This window comes from Clostridium sp. CAG:265 (assembly GCF_000436575.1).
Classification (GTDB): Bacteria; Bacillota; Clostridia; order Clostridiales; family Clostridiaceae; genus Clostridium; species Clostridium lentum.
Map to the genome: position 1 here is coordinate 8,593 of NZ_FR886606.1, position 16,266 is coordinate 24,858.

Sequence of the window (16,266 nt, forward strand, 5' to 3'; positions counted from 1 at the left end):
GGAAAGAGTGGAACTACCGATAACAGTGATTCATTCTGGTTCTCAGGACTTACTCCTTACTACTCTGCATCTGTTTGGATAGGTTATGACATGCCTACTAAACTTAATGGTTATAGTAGTTCTGCTGCTAGCCTTTGGGGTGATGTTATGGGAGTTGTTCATCAAGGTCTTTCATATAAAGAAATTGAAAAGCCATCAACTGTTGTAACTGCTACTGTATGTCGTGATTCCGGAAAACTTGCCACTGACCTATGTGCACAAGATCAAAGAGGAAACCGTGTACGTACTGAATACTTCATTGAAGGTACTCAACCTACAACTGCTTGTGACGTTCATGTAACAGCTAAGGTAAACAGTACTAACAATAAACTGGCAACTGCAAGTACTTCTGTTAGAAACATTGTAACTAAGGTGTTTATCAAGAAACTGAACCCTAATTCAGCAACTACAGATTATCCTTATGTACTTCCAACAGAATATGATAATAGTTCAGGTTCTCAAACTATTTCTTTATCTAGCTTGGGATTAAGTAAGAACATGGATCTTTATGATGCTATAAAAATATTAAACGAAAATGAAATAAGCTACACTATTTCTGGTGAATCTATTTCAGGAAGTATAACTAGTGGGCAATATACTGTTAAAAACTTTAAATCAACAATAAAAGCTGGTGAATCAGTTTCTTTAACAGTTGCAAAAGCCTCTAGTTCTAATAATAACTCTAATAACAATAATAATAGCAATAATTATGATTCAAATAATAATGATAACTCTAATGGTTCTGCTTTAGATGAACTGGAAGATGACTTAAATTAAATCTTATCTTGATTAGACGATTTATTTAACTAGTATATTGGTGTATTAAATGTAAGATATCTACTTATATTTAATACACTTTTTTCTTACACTAAATTAATAATACACGATTTATACCTAAAAAATTGGTTTTCTTTTATTTGAAATATATTAAGCATTTTTTTGCAAATTATCTAGCTTTAAAGGGTTTTTTATCTTTTTTATGAATTATATGTTTTTTATTCTTGCATTTTAAGTGTTTTTATTATAAAATTATAAAAAACAATACACGAATGATATTAGGAGGTAACTATATGAATTTTTGTAGTAATTTATTCAACTCATTAAATGATTATATTTTAATGTTTAATGATTTCTTATGGACGTATATATTAATTGCTGTTTTAATAGCACTCGGTATATATTTCACTGTGAAAACTAATTTTGTCCAATTTAAAAATATAAAAGAAATGTTTAAACTTTTAAGTGAAGGTTCCTCTTCATCAGAAAAAGGATCTATTTCTTCATTCCAAGCTTTTTGTATTGGAACAGCTTCAAGAGTTGGTACTGGTAATTTAGCAGGTGTGGCTACAGCTATTGCTATAGGTGGTCCTGGTGCTATCTTTTGGATGTGGCTTATTTCCTTAATTGGTTCTGCCTCTGCTTTTATAGAGTCCACTTTAGCACAGATATACAAAGAAAAAGATGGTGACTCTTTTAAAGGTGGTCCAGCTTACTATATGGAAAAAGGATTAAAAAAGAGATGGCTTGGTATTTTATTCTCAGTTTTAATTATTATAAGCTTTGGATTTGCATTTAACTCTGTTCAATCAAATACAATTGCTAATGCATTTAGCTCTGCTTTTAATATTGATGTAAAAATTACTGGTGTTATACTTACAACTTTTACTTTAGTTATAATCTTTGGTGGTGTACATAGAATTGCTAAGATAACAGGGTTAATAGTTCCTGTTATGGCTGTAGCTTATCTTTTATTAGCAGCATTCATAGTTTGCAAAAATATAACTGAACTTCCTTCAGTAATAAGAATGATTTTTACTAACGCTTTTGGCTTTGAACAATTCTTAGGAGGTACTTTTGGAGCTGCTTTACTTCAAGGTATTAAAAGAGGTTTATTCTCAAATGAGGCCGGTATGGGATCTGCTCCAAATGCAGCAGCTGTTGCAAGTGTAAGTCATCCTGTTAAGCAAGGTTTCATTCAAACTTTAGGAGTATTTACCGATACATTAATCATCTGTACTTCTACTGCTTTAATCATATTAGTTTCAGGTGCTCCACTTGATGGATCAGTAAAAGGTATTGAACTTACTCAGCTTGCTGTAACTTCTCAAGTTGGTTCTTGGGGTGGAACATTCATTGCAATTTGTATCTTATTATTTGCTTTCAGCTCAGTCATAGGAAACTATTATTATGGTGAAACAAATATTCAATTTATATCTGATAAAAAAATATATCTATATACTTACCGTATCTTAGTTGCTATTATGGTAATGCTAGGTTCAGTAGTATCAATGGATATAGTTTGGAACTTTGCAGACGTATCTATGGGGCTTATGGCTATCACAAACCTTGTTGCCATATTACTACTTAGCAACATAGCTTTCAAAGCATTTAAAGATTACAATAACCAAAAGAAACAAGGCTTAGACCCAGTATTTATGGCTTCTTCTATTCCTGAAATAGCAGACGACTTAGAATGCTGGAAGTAACATAAAAAATAGAACCAATAGCTAATCAAGCTATTGGTTCTATTTTTTATGAATTAATCGGGTGGCGAAGCGTTAATTACTTAATTCCTTCTTTATCTAATTGAAGTGTAATTGCCTTTACTGAAATGTTAACTTCGTAAAGAGACAATAAAAGTGAACTCATTAATGATAATAAACTTATAGCAAATATAACTTCACCTAAAAATTGTTTATTAATGTAAAGAACAAACATCGTAAGTACACATAAAAAGAAGCTAAAAACTCCTAGAGTCTGCATCCATCTTATAATATTTATTCTCTTTCTTAAGTTTTTTATTTGCATTAATACTATTTCATCTTTATCCTTCTTATATTGAAGATCTAGCTGTCTTAACAATCCTGCTAAGGTTAAGAATCTACTGGTATATGCTGAAATTAAAAGCGATATAGCTGTAAATAATAAAGCAGGTGTTGTCATTTCTATCCTCATCATTTCCTCCAGTAATATATCTTATTGTATTTTTATATCTATATTTTACATTAACATGTTAAATTTTGAAAGTAATTTATTATTTAATGAAATTAAAATAAAAATAAAGACTCAGCATCTTCTGAATCCTTATCTTTATGAGTATTTTACAAAATTTATATTATACCAATAATTTCATTTATATCTTTTATTCCTTGTTCCATGCAGAACTGTTCCATTTGCTCCACAACTTCTTTTCCTGCATTAGGATTAAAGAAATTAACTGTTCCTATTTGAATTGCTGTTGCTCCTGCCATCATGAATTCAATGGCATCAACACCTGATACTATTCCTCCTAGGCCTATAACTGGAATGCTTACAGCTTTTGATACTTCATGTACCATTCTAAGTGCTATTGGTTTTACTGCTGGTCCTGATAGCCCTGCATAAACATTATCAAATATAGGCTTTCTCTTATATGGATCTATTGCTAAGCCTTTTATAGTATTAATTAATGATATTGAATCAGCACCTGCTTTTTCACATTGTGTGGCCATATCAACTATATCTTCGGCATTAGGTGATAATTTTACCATAAGTGGCTTATGGGCTATGGCCTTTATTTTTGAAACAACTTCATAAGCTACCTCTGATTTGATTCCAAAAGCCATTCCCCCACTTTTTACATTAGGACATGATATATTAAGCTCTATCATATCTATATCTGTGCCTCTAAGCCTTTCTATTGCTGCCTCATAATCTTCTATACAGCCACCACCTACATTAGCTATGATGTTAGTATCAAACTGCTTCATCTTTATTAATTCTTCATTTATAAACTTATCTATTCCTGGATTTTGTAGCCCTACTGAATTCATCATTCCACTTGGCGTTTCAAAAACCCTTATACCGCTATTACCTTCTTTAGGATTTATTGTAAGTCCCTTAGATGAAATACCACCTAGTATTCCAACATCATAAAATTCATTATATTCGCTTCCAAATCCAAATGTTCCTGAAGCTGCTATTACAGGATTCTTAAAATCTACGCCATTTATATTAACCTTTAACATCTTATGCACTCCTTAAGCCTTTATAGTTCTACATAGTTTCCATCAAATACTGGACCATCTTTGCATGTTCTCTTATTACCATCTTTAGTTTTACATGTACATACAAGACATGCACCTACGCCACAAGCCATATGCTTTTCCATTGATATAAAAACCTGCACTCCATGCATCTTACACATTTCAACTACTTTTTTCATCATTACTTCTGGACCACAGCACAATACTGTGTCATATTCATCTACCTTTAATATATCTGTTATAAATCCATGATGTCCATATTTACCAGTATTAGTTGAAACATAACCTTCATTTATGTATTCACACATTTCATTTGTTAAATATATTTCATCTCTAAAGCCTGCATATAGATCTAATTTCATTCCCTTATTTCTTTTTCTAAGCTCTCTTGCTAGCATTACCATAGGGGCTATTCCTATTCCCCCAGCAACTAAAGCTACATTTCCATATTTTCTGTCAATATCAAACCCATTTCCAAGAGGCCCTGTAAGGTCAATATAATCATTTTCTGTAAGTGTAGCAAACTCCTGTGTTCCTTTTCCTACTGTAGCATAAACAAATGTAATCTTTCCATCTTTACTTTCACTTATGCTTATTGGTCGTGGAAGAAGAGTTCCTCCTTGATGTTTAAGCATATAAAATTGTCCAGGTTTAACTATGCTATCTTCTGCCACAACCATTTCATATATTCCATCTACAATCTTTTTATTAGATAATATTTTTGCTCTTGTATATTTCATGATATTATCCTCCCACTACATAGCTTTTACAGCTGCTCTTATAGCATCTCTCATATTAATTGCTTCATTTCTTGCACATTCTGCATATTCCAATTCTTTATTTTCCTTTTTATAAGCTAATAATATTCCTCTTGATGAATTAACCACTCCACCATTGCCATTCTTTAAATAAAGTGCAACATCTTTGGCAGTACCACCTTGTGCCCCATATCCAGGTATTAAAAAGAACATATTGCTATATCTATTTCTTATTTCCTTACCTTCTTCCACATGAGTACACCCAATTACCCCACCAATTGCTGTATAACCATATCTTCCTTTTACAGTTTGTCCAGCTTCTGTTATCTTATCAGCTACTTCATTATATAACTTCTTTCCACCTTCTATATCTAGATTTTCAAAATCTTCTGCACCTTTATTTGATGTCCTTACTAATACAAAAACACCTTTTTTGCCACTTTCCATATACGGCATATATGGTTCAATACTATCCATTCCCATATATGGACTTAAAGTTATAAAGTCTGCCTCAAAGTCTCCTGTAAAATGTGCTTTAGCATATTGTGATGCAGTAGCAGCTATATCGCCTCTCTTAATATCAGCAATAATTATTGCATCTTTTTCTCTTAAATACTGTAAAGTATTCTTATAAGCAATAAGCCCAGCTAATCCCAAGCCTTCATAATATGCTATCTGCACCTTATAACATGCAACAACATCAAGAGTTGCATCTATTATTTCCTTATTAAATTGAAATATTGCCTCATCTAAGCTTTTTCCTGATAAAATATGTTGTGGTATATATGATGCATCTGTATCAAGCCCTAGACACACTACACCTCTTTCCTCAACTCTCTCATACAATTTATCTATTATTAACTTACCCATCACTTACCTCTCCTTAACTTAAGATTTATAAACTATCTTACCTTTTCTTATAGTAATCATAACTTCTCCAAAGTATTTTCTTCCATGGAAAGGAGTACTCTTTCCTTTTGATAGGAAAGTTTCCTTATTAACTACTATTTCTTTATTTAAGTCTAGCAAAACCATATCTCCATCATATCCTACAGATATCAATCCTTTATTCATTCCTAGTATTTCTGCTGGCTTCTTAGACATAAGCTCACTTAATTTATTTAGTGAAATGCCATTTTCCTTCACCAATGTTGTATAGCAAATAGAAAAGGCTGTTTCTAATCCTACCATACCAGGTGCTCCATTTTTCTTATCTTCCTCCGTATGTGGAGCATGATCTGTTCCTATACAATCAATTATCCCTTTCTTAATGGCATCTATGATAATCTTTATATCTTCCTTATTTCTTATTGGAGGGTTTACCCTATAATTGCTTATGTTTTCATCAAGAGCAATATGATGTGGTGTAACTTCACAAGTTACCTTTACACCTTCTTCTTTTGATGTTGTTATTGCTTTTACCGCTTCTTTAGTACTTACATGGGCCATATGAAGATGAGCTCCTGTTACCTTGGCCAAATATAAATCTCTAATTGTCATTAAATCTTCAGCAATTCTCATATCAATTTTAGAAAAAGTCTTATCTTCAGCATGAGACATAACTACCCAATTATTTTCCTTTGCAAATTCCATTGCCTTCATCATTACGCTGGAATCCATAATTCCTACACCATCATCTGATATGGCTTTTACTTCCTTATCATCCTTAAAATTTTTTAAATGCTCTATACTGCTGCCTTTAAAATTATCAGTTACTGACACACATTGATGTATATCTATAAGTCCCACTTCCTCTGCTCTATCTCTTACATGATTTAAAACATCATAATTACTGCAAATAGGACTAGTATTAGCCATAAGACAAGCTGCAGTATATCCACCTTTTACCGCTGCTTTTGATCCACTTTCTATATCTTCTTTATGAGTAAGACCTGGTTCCCTAAAATGTGCATGAGTATCTATGAATGCTGGCATTAACACTAGCCCATTTCCCTCTAATACTTCTACGCCTTCTTTAATAATCTCTAAGCCAACCTCTTTTATTATTCCTTCTTCAATATATATATCTCCATGAAAATTCTGAAAGGTATCAATTATATTGACATTTTTTATAAGTAAGTTATTCATATTCCCTATACCTCCCTTGGATTAATTATAGTATCGCAATATTGACATTTGTATGATCCCTTATCTTCATCCACAAGCTCAAAAACATCTTCTAAGTATTTTTCATCACTTGTTATACATCTAGGATTATTGCATTTTAATATTCTACTAATCTTTTGAGGTAATGGAGATTTTATCTTTTTAATTATTTGTTCATCTTTAGCTTCATTTATGTATTCCACTCCCCTAAGTAATTTGACTATTAAAGCCATTCTTACATACATACCAAACTCTGCTTGCTTGAAATAAGCGGCTCTTACATCTTTGTCTACTTCAATATCAATTTCATTAACCCTTGGTAATGGGTGCATAACTATCATATCTTTTTTAGCTATCTCCATTTTATGTGAATCTAAAATATAGCTATCTTTTAATCTTAAATATTCATTCTCATTGAAGAATCTTTCCTTTTGAATTCTTGTCATATATAAGATATCTAGGCTTTCTATAACCTCTTCAATCTTTTCTACCTCACAATACTCTATATTATTTTTATCTAACACTTCCTGTCTTATATACTGTGGAATCCTTAATTCTTTTGGAGAAATAAGGATAAATTTTATATTTTCATATCTAGACATGGCTGTAATTAATGACTGTACTGTTCTACCATATTTTAAGTCACCACATATACCTATGACATGATTATGCAGTGTTCCCTTCAAACTCTTAATAGTTAAAAGATCTGTCAATGTCTGAGTTGGATGATGATGTCCTCCATCTCCTGCATTTATTACAGGCACCTGTGAATACATGCTTGCAACCTTTGCAGATCCTTCTTTAGGATGTCTCATAGCTATAATATCTGAATAAATTGAAACCATTTTTATAGTATCGGCTAAAGTTTCACCTTTGGCTGCAGAGCTTGAATTTGGCTCAGAAAAACCTAATATTTTTCCTCCTAACCTCATCATTGCAGCTTCAAAACTAAATCTTGTTCGCGTACTTGGCTCATAGAATAATGTTGCTAATATCTTGCCATTGCAACAATTGGAAAATTCATTTGGATTTGCTATTATTTGATGTGCTAATGTAAATATTTCATCTAGTTCACCTATAGATAAATCCATAGGATTTATTAAATGTCTGCTTTTCATATTTTCCACTCCTTTTTTAACTTCTCTGAGTTAAATTTAAAAAGAATTAAAAAAACGCCTCCCTTTATATCAAAAGGAAGGCATACTAATCCTAATATTCTACCAAAATCTGCTTCCTTTTGAATCTCTCTGGACTCCCTTAAAGGTACTCATTTTTACTTAGGATAACATTACTTCTCAATATTGTCAATATTATTAACTCCAATTATTAGTTATTTCATCCCACATCATTTTTCCACATTTAGCTAAAGTTATAGTTCCATAAACACTGTTTGGCACTTTTTCTGATAGAACTGTAAATGTGAAATTTCCCTTTTCATTGTGTATATACTCTGTATCATTTTCAACAGATAGCTTATCCCCAGTTTTGCTAGATATTTCCGATTTTAAATCATCTTGGATATATAATGCTAGCTTATTCTTGATTTGTTGTCTTTCTAAAATATCAATAAGCATTTGCCCATTCTCTTTATTTAAAAATGTTCCATTATATAAATGCTTCCACATCATACACAAATCATATGCTGAAATCATATTTTCTATATTTACATCCAGCATACGTTCATCTGCTGTCTTCCTATTTAACTTAGTATTTTTTAACTCCATTGATTTTATATCTTCATTGATTTGTTCCATGCCTAATATATCAATTATCTTATTAGCTGCCGTATTATCACTTTGAATCAGCATAATTACCATCAACTCAAATAATGTATAATCTCTATCATCAAACTCATGAATTATTCCTGTACCATATACTTTTTCATCATTTAATACCTTTATCTTGTCCATAAAATTAGCTCTCTTATCTTCCACAGCTTTTATAAGTGAAATAGCTATAGGCAATTTCATACATCCTGCCGCAGTCATAGAAACGTTTTCATTATATCCATAAGAATATCCACTTCTTAAATCCTCAAAATAAAACGAATAATTTCCTACTCTTGTTTCTAAATACTTCTTAATACAATTCATCTAATACCCTCCGGTTTATATTGTTTTCTTTTTTAAATATTTTAACATAGTCATATAATTTATTAAATATTCTTTTTCATTTCCTAAAAATATACATCAATTGATAATATACTAAAAAACTGCCTATTTTCATAGACAGTATTCTTCTCTTCAGTAATATTAGTCTGCAAAGGATATTCCTATTTTTTTTGCTATCTTTACTAATTCTCCATCTGGATTGACATTCTTAGTTTTTTGTCCTATTACATTTTCAAGGGTATCACTGGTTATAGTATCTCCCTTTAAACATACCATTTTACCAAATTCCCTATTTACAATCATTTCAACAGCAGCAACTCCATATCTTGTAGACAATATCCTGTCATAAGTACAAGTATTTCCCCCTCTTTGAATATGTCCAAGAACAGTACATCGTACTTCTTTATCTTTCATTAAGCACTCTATATCACCAGCTAGTTTATTACCGATACCACCTAGCCTAATTGGATCTGGACTATCCTTAACAATCTTTGATATAACCACATTTCCATCCTTAGGTTTTGCACCTTCTGCCACTACAATTATAGTAAAGTTCTTACCACAACTTTCTCTCTCCTTTACCTTATCTATTATCTTATTTAAATCATATGGTATCTCTGGAATTAAGATAACGTCTGCTGAACCTGCTATTCCTGACTCTAAGGCAATCCAACCAGCATTCCTTCCCATTACCTCACATAGCATTATTCTGTGATGTGATTCTGCTGTGGTATGAAGCCTATCTAATGCTTCTGTAACTACATCTATTGCTGTATTGAACCCAAAGGTAACATCAGTGGATGCTAAATCATTATCAATGGTCTTAGGCACTCCTATTACATTAACACCTTTTCTAGCAAAATCCCTTGCAGATGTCAAAGTACCATCTCCTCCAATGACTACCAATACATCTACTCCCTCTTTTTTCATATTTTCTATAGCTACATCTGATACATCTTCCTTGCTTATAACACCATTTTTTTCTACCATATAATTAAACAAATTATCTTTATTAGAACTATACAGAATAGTTCCACCTCTGTGAAGTATTCCTGTTACAGTTTCCATGGTCAATGGCATGAAGTTATTATGATATAGTCCTTTATAACCAAACCTATAACCTATAACTTCAATTCCATAATTCAAAATAGCAGCTCTTGTTATAGCACGTATTACTGCATTTAATCCTGGACAATCTCCTCCACCTGTTAGTAATGCTATTTTCTTAATTGGCTGAACCATATAAAATCCCTCCCCATATACTACTTTTATATCTTTGATTTATTATATAAAAGTCATAACATCTGATTACATCATTTACCACTTTACTACCTATTTTCACTGCTATTACTATAATATAATTCATAATAAAATTTAATACTAATTTTTATAAAATTTATTGACTAATTATAAGTAATTTCAATTCTAGCATCTTCATTAACTCCATCACATGAAATACTTATCATATTTTTACCTTTAATAAGTTCTAATTCGAAATATTCATTTACTTTTTCAAAAGTTCCATTACTTCTTCCTACATAATATTCATCCATTATTTTACCATTCTTAAATCCACCTACTACAAACCTTTCTACGCCTTCCTCCTCACTTTTCATCAATATTATATAAGCTTTATCATCTTCTACTTCACCTTCTGCATTTGGTGCTTTTGTAAACAACTCTCTATTTTCTGTATATATTGTTGGCATTAAAGCTTTATCACCATATGTAAGAGTTATTTCATTTTTAGATGTAATATATGTAATAACACTATTACTTTTTACTCTATCAACAGTATTATCTATCATAATTGTATATGATTTAAATAAATCTTTTTTATCACTAAAATATTCTTCTGACGATACTTTACCTATATATTTTAATTGTGAAATTCCTTTTTCAACTAATTCAACGCCACTACAAGGAGTGTTTTCAAAAGTAAAATATCCACCATCTACAATATCTACAGCAATCCATTTATTATACTTATCACTGTAGTATTCAACAATATAATATATATCATATTTATCTTCATCTTTTTTACTACATCTAATCTCACCAATTCTTGCATCATATCCTACAGAAGTAATAAAATCTCTTACAATTATAGCCATATCCTTAGCTGATACAATTCTTTTTTCACCAATTAATCTGATAATATCATAACCATTAAGAGCCTTTGTATCATCCACATTATCTAAAGTTACTACCTTGCTTGCAGCTTCTGATACCTTTAATATATAATTTATCTCATCATCGCCTTTATCTATTTTATCAAGATTATAAAGAGCTCTTAACATTTCTATTCTTAAATCACTTTCCTCTTCATAAAATAACGCTATGCTATCACCATTATAAATATTATTCCAAAGTTTTATTTCATATTTTTCTTTTGGTTTTACTGAATCATATATTCCATAACCTAATCCTCCTAGTACTACTGCTACTATGATTATCATCAATAACTTCTTCATATTTATCATCTTCTTTCATATATTTTTATACTATTATTTTCGTATATAATACAAAAAAAATTAAGAGACACTTAAAATGCCTCTTTAAATGTACTAACTTATTATTATATTATCTAATTAATTTGATTAAATCATAGTAATAATTATTAACTACTTTTTTCACTTTTCTTAAAATTACCTATAAACTCTAAAAAGTCTTTACTTCCATTTACAGGGAATAAATTTGTTACTATTATTTTAAAAATAGCTACTATTTCAACAAATACTCCTGTAACTATAAGCCTAAATGTCCATTCTTCCATCTTCCAACTTCCATTACCTATATTGCTAACGAGTTTATTTATAAAATGTACTTGATTTATTACTATTCCTAAAACCACTAAACAAATTATTATCTTTATCTTTTGATCTGACCTTTTTTCCTCTTTCCAAACATCTAAAATCTTTATAAGTTCAATTTGTTTTTCAATATCTTGCTTAACTTCATGACTTATAGTACTATCTATTATTTCACTTGTTTCTTTATCATCTATAACATCTGATAATTTTATTTGATAATTGTCTTTTTGCTCCATTTTATACCTACATTAACCCTAACTTTTGTACTCTCAAATTCATTGCAGAAGCTGAAACTGCAAATATTTTAGATAATTCTAAAATAATATTTTCATTTGAAAATCCAACTTTTTTCAATGTCTTAAAAGAATATTCTACTCTATTTTTTTCCATTAAAAGTGCAGCTGCAAATGCATTTGCTTGTATTTCAATAATTTTATTTTCATTATTAATATCTCTATGTAAATCTATACATTCACCCTTATTTTCCAAATGTCCTAAAAAATAATGACCTAATTCATGAGCAATTGTAAATCTCTTTCTATTTATAGGATCATATTTATTGACATAAATTTCTATGGATTCATTTTCTTTAAGTATTCCACCACAAACACTATCTTCAGCAATATCTTTAAACTGTACATCTCTAACAGCAATTCCCACTTTAAGTGCTATCTTTACAGGATCAATTGGAAATTCATTGAAAGAATACTTTTCAATTGTATCTTTAGCTTTTTCTTCTATTGATTCAATCCTCATCTCCCCACCTACTTTCCTAAATAAATAAATAACCTTATCCATATATATCACCTCATATTAGCTTTAAGTGTTTCCATATTTATTATTAATATACTTATATGAGCTTAATATATGGCATTATTACTTATTTATACTTTAACATTTTCATTGACAATGGACAAGTATTATTATTTTTAGTTTATAAACTCCATTTTCCAGTTATAATATCCTGTCTTTTCATCTTTTTCGTATCTTAAATATGCTGAGAATAAAGTTCCTTTCTTACTCTTAAGATTTCTAAAACCTACTTTACCATTTTTAAGCAGTAACTTTACCATTTCCTTAGTCACTTTCTTACCCATACTTTCAATGAATTTATCATTTTTCCAAATGGTATATTTACAACCATTTTTCCAATTGGTACAACCAAATCCTTTTTCTCCTTCAATTATATCATTACCACATACAGGGCATTTACCTATACTTTCTGTTCCTTCTGGTAATTCTACTTTAAAGTTCTTTAGCATAGCTGTATCTTTCTTAATATCCTCTACAGCTTCTACAGTGAAAGCTTTTATCATGGATAAGAAATCATCTTTCTTAAATTTACCTTTTTCTATATCAGATAAAGTTTTTTCAAGTCTTCCTGTATATTGTAAATCTAAAAGTTCTTTAACAGGGAATATTTCAACTAAAGTTTTTCCAAGGTCAGTACAAGTTAAACTCTTACCTTTTGATTTAATATATCCAGTATCTTTTAACTTCTTAATGGTTTCAGCCCTTGTTGCCGGTGTTCCTATACTAAATCCACTTAAAATTGCTTGCATCATCTCTGGAGAATCTTCTTCATCTTTAAAACTTTTTCCGCATGTCTCCATAACTCTTAATAGAGTTTTTTCATTGTGAAGCTTTGGTGGTTTCTTAGTTACAGTATTAACTTTTCCATCAACTACTTGTACAATTTCCTTTCCATTTACAAAAGGTAAAATAGTATCTTTTGTTTCAATTTTTTCAACTACGCGCCATCCTTCAACTATTTGAACTCTACCTTTAGCAGCAAAAATACCTTTAAATTTTTCATCATGAATTTTTACTGTTAACTTAGTTTCCTCAAATTCTGCTATAGGCATAAATTGCATTATAAATCTATTTTTAATTGAATTATATACTATTTCTTCATCTTTACTTAAACCTGTTGGTCTAATATATGTAGGTGTTATTGATATGGATAGGTAACCATTTGATGTAATCTCTTGGTTTTCCCCCCATTCACACGTGGCGTGAGATTTTCACCTCACCACGCGTTCCATCAGTATATATCTATTTATAATATTTCAAAATTTCTCGACATGACACGAAGCTCATTAATTTTTGAGAGTTGTTTGGGATTTAACTTTAGCATATCCAAGTATTTATTGATTGTATCTTTATTAGTTGCATGTATCAATTTGTGGACATTGCTGGTAACAAATATTAAATTGTCATATTTATCATCTCCATCAAATTGTTTAGGTATAATATGATGCACTTCCATTTCACCAATTTCAAGAAACTTCTTAGTAACTGCACATTTGCAGTTTTGACCTATATATAGTGAAATTCTATTATCGTTGAATTCGATATTTTCAGAGGATATTGGATTTTCTAACATATACTTTAGAACTTTATAATCCATGTTCCTAAGCTTAGAGTGTATTAAATTTCTACCTTTAATTGTATAGTTACAAATTTCTTGTGTAAAATTTATTGGTGGTCGAGTTTTTATTCCCCCAATCGGGAATAGAGCAATTCCACTAATAAATGTTGCTTTGGATTTGTATTCACCATACAATTTGCAATATGCTTTAGTCTTTTTCCCTATTTTGCTTCGTATGTTCTTGGTTCGATTGTGTATGCTTTTCCCTAAAATATAAGCGATTTTATTAAAGTTAGAATGTGCATTAGTTGCAATTCTATAATAGTTATGAACGCCAAGTATTATAGCATTATACCTATTTACATTATTTGAATTATTGTCTTTTTGTATTTTGACAATCTGTTTTTTTAATTTTGATTTTATTTTTTCTTTAGCTTTTTCGCTTATATGGGATGTTACTACTTTCTTTTTCCCTTTATTTCTGACTTTCATTTTAAATCCAAGAAATTCTGAGTAGTTTTTATTTAGATTAACCACCTTAGACTTATCCTTACTTATTTGTAAGTTTAATCGTTCCTTCAACCACATATTAGTGGCTATAAAGGCTTTTTTTGCAGTATTTCTGTTTTTACAGAATATTTTAAAGTCATCTGCATATCTAACTATAAACATTTCTTTCAATTTGGTTTTTTTGAGTGCAGTATATTTATTGCATTTAGTATACTTGTGTCTAGTTTTAATACTCTCCCATTGATTTGCAATCCACCAGTCTAGTTCGTTTAAAACTATATTGGAAAGTAAAGGGCTAAGTATTCCGCCTTGCGGAGTTCCTTTTTTCGGAACTCCAATACCTTCAATTGGAGATTTTAAAATTTTACTTATTATTGAGATTAATTTTTTATCCCGTATTCCAAGTGTCCAGATTTGTTTTAATAATTTACCATGATTTACATTATCAAAGAATCCTTCTATGTCAATATCAACTACGTGATGGAAGTTCCTATTAGCAAGAGTAACACTTCTACTTACTGCATGTTCAGTGCTTCTGTTAGGTCTAAACCCGTAACTGTGTTTATAGAATTTAGCTTCACATATTGGTTCTAATACTTGCTTAATACATTGTTGAATGATTCTATCACCAATTGTTGGTATTCCTAAGGGTCTTAACTTTCCATTTGGTTTTGGTATTTCAACCCTTCGAACTTTTTGTGGAGTATAGTTTTCTAGTCTTCGTTTTACATATAATATAATTTCTTTATTGGTAATGTTTTTGAGGTCATTAATATTCTTTCCATCTACTCCACTTGTGGTACTTCCTTTATTTTTCTTGATATTTCTATATGCTAATTCTATGTTTCTATCGTCAATAATGTAATTAAATAAATTTTTAAATTTATAGTTATGTTTGCTTTTACTATAAAGGTTATCGAAAATTTCTTGAATATCGTAGTACTCGTTATTTCTAAGTAGTTGTCGCTTCTCTATCATATCTCGTGTTAGTTGGTTAATCTCCTATGTTTAAGATTTCGCCTCTTTTAGTCATACTCGAACCTAACATTCTTTTGAAATATATTCTTTTACTATATATACTAACTAGTGGCTATCCCTCCATCACTTGTTATCATGATTTCACAGGTACTGTGCCACCACTCTCACTGATATTAAGACAAGTTATATGTTTATAGCATTTTCCTTGTCAACACTTCTTTGGCGATAAAGCCTCCATGTTATCAGCTTTCAACGTTCCAATAGCATTATCTGTTCATATACCTTTAGGTAGTTCCTCTGAGCCTGTTAATATATAGTGCCTGTAACACTATAAGGTATTTCATAACAGCGAATCTTACTTTACCTCATTAACATCACGTTTTGTGATATATACATTTCTGTACATTAAGTCTATAGACCCTTACATTCGGAACTTCGTCAGTATGCTTTGTTTCATACATTCTTACCATGGATATTTTATAGACCTCCGACCTATCATACACTCGACTACCTCTAGTTCGCATTTCCTTGTCTAATCGAATGATTAACATTAGG

At 30.4% G+C, this 16,266-nt stretch carries 13 protein-coding genes and 3 pseudogenes; 2 read left to right on the forward strand and 14 right to left on the reverse strand.

Annotated elements, in window-relative coordinates; genetic code table 11:
- Positions 1-816 (forward strand): annotated as a pseudogene (locus Q5O29_RS05230) (peptidase); the annotation flags it as partial.
- A 293-nt stretch (positions 817-1,109) separates the two neighbouring features.
- A complete protein-coding gene (locus Q5O29_RS05235; RefSeq protein ID WP_022211934.1) occupies positions 1,110-2,525 on the forward strand; it encodes a sodium:alanine symporter family protein in 1,416 nt (471 codons plus the stop codon).
- 76 nt (positions 2,526-2,601) lie between these two features.
- On the opposite strand, the gene Q5O29_RS05240 is transcribed toward Q5O29_RS05235, so the two are convergent.
- From Q5O29_RS05240 to ltrA, 14 genes and pseudogenes are all read right to left on the reverse strand, one after another.
- Positions 2,602-2,994 (reverse strand): DUF2721 domain-containing protein, encoded by a 393-nt coding sequence (locus Q5O29_RS05240; RefSeq protein ID WP_022211935.1) that lies wholly within the window; start codon positions 2,992-2,994, stop codon positions 2,602-2,604.
- Positions 2,995-3,149: 155 nt separating this feature from the next.
- A complete protein-coding gene (locus Q5O29_RS05245; protein ID WP_022211936.1) occupies positions 3,150-4,046 on the reverse strand; it encodes a dihydroorotate dehydrogenase in 897 nt (298 codons plus the stop codon).
- 20 nt (positions 4,047-4,066) lie between these two features.
- Complete coding sequence (locus Q5O29_RS05250) at positions 4,067-4,804, reverse strand: dihydroorotate dehydrogenase electron transfer subunit (protein WP_022211937.1); 738 nt, start codon at positions 4,802-4,804, stop codon at positions 4,067-4,069.
- Between the two features lie 15 nt (positions 4,805-4,819).
- Positions 4,820-5,692, reverse strand: coding sequence for an orotidine-5'-phosphate decarboxylase (pyrF, locus tag Q5O29_RS05255; protein ID WP_022211938.1), 873 nt, complete (start codon positions 5,690-5,692; stop codon positions 4,820-4,822).
- Between the two features lie 18 nt (positions 5,693-5,710).
- On the reverse strand, positions 5,711-6,910 hold the full coding sequence (locus Q5O29_RS05260; RefSeq protein ID WP_022211939.1) for a dihydroorotase: 1,200 nt from the start codon (positions 6,908-6,910) through the stop codon (positions 5,711-5,713).
- Between the two features lie 5 nt (positions 6,911-6,915).
- The gene (locus Q5O29_RS05265) at positions 6,916-7,161 is read right to left on the reverse strand and encodes a hypothetical protein (RefSeq protein WP_243166660.1); all 246 of its coding nucleotides are present in this window, start codon (positions 7,159-7,161) and stop codon (positions 6,916-6,918) included.
- A pseudogene (pyrB, locus tag Q5O29_RS05270) lies at positions 7,138-8,046 on the reverse strand (aspartate carbamoyltransferase); the annotation flags it as partial. The pseudogene pyrB and the gene Q5O29_RS05265, both read right to left, overlap by 24 nt.
- Positions 8,047-8,241: 195 nt before the next feature.
- Positions 8,242-9,021 (reverse strand): serine hydrolase, encoded by a 780-nt coding sequence (locus tag Q5O29_RS05275; RefSeq protein WP_022211941.1) that lies wholly within the window; start codon positions 9,019-9,021, stop codon positions 8,242-8,244.
- 159 nt (positions 9,022-9,180) lie between these two features.
- Positions 9,181-10,281 carry a 6-phosphofructokinase gene (locus Q5O29_RS05280; RefSeq protein ID WP_022211942.1) on the reverse strand — a complete coding sequence of 367 codons (1,101 nt, stop codon included), beginning with the start codon at positions 10,279-10,281 and terminating at the stop codon, positions 9,181-9,183.
- A 161-nt stretch (positions 10,282-10,442) separates the two neighbouring features.
- Complete coding sequence (locus Q5O29_RS05285; RefSeq protein ID WP_186835595.1) at positions 10,443-11,513, reverse strand: hypothetical protein; 1,071 nt, start codon at positions 11,511-11,513, stop codon at positions 10,443-10,445.
- 146 nt (positions 11,514-11,659) lie between these two features.
- Positions 11,660-12,088 carry a hypothetical protein gene (locus tag Q5O29_RS05290; RefSeq protein ID WP_022211944.1) on the reverse strand — a complete coding sequence of 143 codons (429 nt, stop codon included), beginning with the start codon at positions 12,086-12,088 and terminating at the stop codon, positions 11,660-11,662.
- 7 nt (positions 12,089-12,095) lie between these two features.
- Positions 12,096-12,650, reverse strand: coding sequence for an ImmA/IrrE family metallo-endopeptidase (locus tag Q5O29_RS05295; protein WP_022211945.1), 555 nt, complete (start codon positions 12,648-12,650; stop codon positions 12,096-12,098).
- 131 nt (positions 12,651-12,781) lie between these two features.
- Positions 12,782-13,810 (reverse strand): annotated as a pseudogene (locus Q5O29_RS05300) (DNA topoisomerase); the annotation flags it as partial.
- Positions 13,811-13,911: 101 nt separating this feature from the next.
- The gene (gene ltrA / locus Q5O29_RS05305; RefSeq protein WP_022211947.1) at positions 13,912-15,711 is read right to left on the reverse strand and encodes a group II intron reverse transcriptase/maturase; all 1,800 of its coding nucleotides are present in this window, start codon (positions 15,709-15,711) and stop codon (positions 13,912-13,914) included.
- Positions 15,712-16,266: the final 555 nt, after the last annotated feature.

Bases quoted from the DNA above. Each gene is read 5' to 3' on its own strand.
- Q5O29_RS05235 (WP_022211934.1), top strand. From the start codon at position 1,110: ATGAATTTTTGTAGTAATTTATTCAACTCATTAAATGATTATATTTTA.
- Q5O29_RS05240 (WP_022211935.1), bottom strand. From the start codon at position 2,994: ATGAGGATAGAAATGACAACACCTGCTTTATTATTTACAGCTATATCG.
- Q5O29_RS05245 (WP_022211936.1), bottom strand. From the start codon at position 4,046: ATGTTAAAGGTTAATATAAATGGCGTAGATTTTAAGAATCCTGTAATA.
- Q5O29_RS05250 (WP_022211937.1), bottom strand. From the start codon at position 4,804: ATGAAATATACAAGAGCAAAAATATTATCTAATAAAAAGATTGTAGAT.
- pyrF (WP_022211938.1), bottom strand. From the start codon at position 5,692: ATGGGTAAGTTAATAATAGATAAATTGTATGAGAGAGTTGAGGAAAGA.
- Q5O29_RS05260 (WP_022211939.1), bottom strand. From the start codon at position 6,910: ATGAATAACTTACTTATAAAAAATGTCAATATAATTGATACCTTTCAG.
- Q5O29_RS05265 (WP_243166660.1), bottom strand. From the start codon at position 7,161: ATGGCTTTAATAGTCAAATTACTTAGGGGAGTGGAATACATAAATGAA.
- Q5O29_RS05275 (WP_022211941.1), bottom strand. From the start codon at position 9,021: ATGAATTGTATTAAGAAGTATTTAGAAACAAGAGTAGGAAATTATTCG.
- Q5O29_RS05280 (WP_022211942.1), bottom strand. From the start codon at position 10,281: ATGGTTCAGCCAATTAAGAAAATAGCATTACTAACAGGTGGAGGAGAT.
- Q5O29_RS05285 (WP_186835595.1), bottom strand. From the start codon at position 11,513: ATGAAGAAGTTATTGATGATAATCATAGTAGCAGTAGTACTAGGAGGA.
- Q5O29_RS05290 (WP_022211944.1), bottom strand. From the start codon at position 12,088: ATGGAGCAAAAAGACAATTATCAAATAAAATTATCAGATGTTATAGAT.
- Q5O29_RS05295 (WP_022211945.1), bottom strand. From the start codon at position 12,650: ATGGATAAGGTTATTTATTTATTTAGGAAAGTAGGTGGGGAGATGAGG.
- ltrA (WP_022211947.1), bottom strand. From the start codon at position 15,711: ATGATAGAGAAGCGACAACTACTTAGAAATAACGAGTACTACGATATT.